This is a genomic window from Williamsia sp., assembly GCF_016462415.1.
GTDB lineage: Bacteria > Actinomycetota > Actinomycetes > Mycobacteriales > Mycobacteriaceae > Williamsia_A.
Window position 1 is genome coordinate 1 of record NZ_JAEMTF010000231.1, and the last position, 1,805, is coordinate 1,805.

The 1,805-nt window shown below is 72.7% G+C and carries 1 protein-coding gene; it reads right to left on the reverse strand.

Annotation, left to right across the window (positions count from 1 at the left end):
* Window positions 1-1,674, reverse strand: a 1,674-nt coding sequence (locus JHC79_RS23645; RefSeq protein ID WP_296395519.1) for an Hsp70 family protein, incomplete at its 3' end; no start/stop codon positions are given.
* Window positions 1,675-1,805 lie beyond the last annotated feature (131 nt).

The window sequence follows — 1,805 nt, forward strand, 5'->3', positions numbered from 1 at the left end:
ACCCCCGCCGGTGTCGGCTCCGGTGCTGCCGCCGCCGGTGCCACCCCCACCGGTGCTGCCGCCCGTGCCGCCACCGGTGGAGCCGTTCGACCCGGAGCCGGTGCCGCCGTTGTTCTGTGAACCCGAACCCGAACCCGAACCTGAACCCGACCCGGAGCCGGCCCCGGGCGACCGGGCAGCGTCACCGCCGGTCCCGGCGTCACCGCCGGCGCCTGCGTTCGGCGACGTCGACGCGCCGGGGTCGGCCGCGCCCGGGGTGGCGGCGGACGACGGGGTGCGTCCGGCGCTCGCCGACGGGGCGCCCGTGGTGGCGGGTGCCGACTGCGTCGGGGTCGCGGCGGGTGCCTCGTCGCCGGAGAGCGCCGTGCCCACCGAGAGTCCGCCCGCGGTCACCAACGCGATCGCCACCGCGATGCCGCCGATGATCGCGAGACGCTTGTTGCGCCCCATGGGGATCTTCTCGACGACGGTCGTGCGGGGGGCCGGCTCGACCGCGCGGGTCTGCGCGGGCACGAGATCGGCTTTGCGTGCGGCGGCGAGATCGGCGACCGCGGCTGCCGCGTTCGCCGGCATGGCGTCGAGAGCGGCTGCGGCCGATTCGATCTCACCGGCCAGGATGGCCGCTCCGAAGGCCGAGGTGGTGACGGGGTCGGCGTCGACGATGACCGGCACCCGCAGCATCGACGACATCATCTCGGTGACCAGCGGCACCGCCGACCCGCCGCCGGTGAGGACGATCGCGGTGACGTCGCTGAGACTGTGGCCGGTCCCGGCGACGGTCTCGCGCAGCAGGGTCAGCGACGTGGCGATCGGTTCGTGCAGCAGGTCTTCGAGCTCGGCGCGCACCAGTCGGGTCTCGGTCCGCAGGTCGGGCAGCTCCACCGACACCGTCGTGTCGGTGTCCGACGAGAGCGCCTCCTTGGCCGCGGTGCAGCGACGGCGCAGCGTCGCGAGGGCCTCGACGGTGTCGGGTGCGAACGGATCGAGGTCGTCGAGCGCGGAGACCGACTCGAGAACGTGGGTGAGGATCAGCTGGTCGAACGCGTCGCCGCTGATGTCCTCGCTACGGACGGGGCGACCGATGATCTGCGACGCCTCGCCGGTGCGGACCACGGCGATGTCGAGGGCGGAGCCGCCGAGGTCGTAGACCACGACGAGATCGGTGTCGGTGTCGGTGACCGCCGCGTGGGAGCCGCCTGAGCGGGGGACACCGCCGGAGGCGAGCCCGTCGGGACGGGTGGCCTCGGCTGCCGCGACGGCGGCGATGGCCTCGGGGACGAACGTGACGTCGGACAGGCCCTGGGTCGCGGCGGCGGCCCGCAACGCGTCGACGGTGTAGGCCTGCCATCCGTTCGGGCACGCGACGACGACGCTCGACGCCTCCGAACCGGTCTCGCGTGCAAGGCAGGCCAGCGCGGTCGCGTACAGCTCCTCGCCGCTGAACCGGCGTCCGTCGTCGGCGACCAGCGCGACCGGGTCGCCGACCCGCTGGGTGAATCCGGCCAGGTCAGACGACCCCGCCGAGACCGCGCCGGCGGCGGCGAGCACGGGTGCACGACCGGGGACGAGCTCCAGGGCCGTCTGCCGGACCAGTGCGTCGTAGGTGCCCGATCGGGTCGTCGAGACCGCCACAGAAGCGGAACTACCGATCTTCAAACCGAGGCCAGAGGCCATGGGGTCGACTCCTCTATCTGCGACGCGGGCATGCGGAAAGCCCATTCACGTGACTTCATTCCATTGTCGATATCAAACCTGGTTCTGTTACCGCACGTCAGGGGATTGCGGGGACATCCCCTATTCCCCCT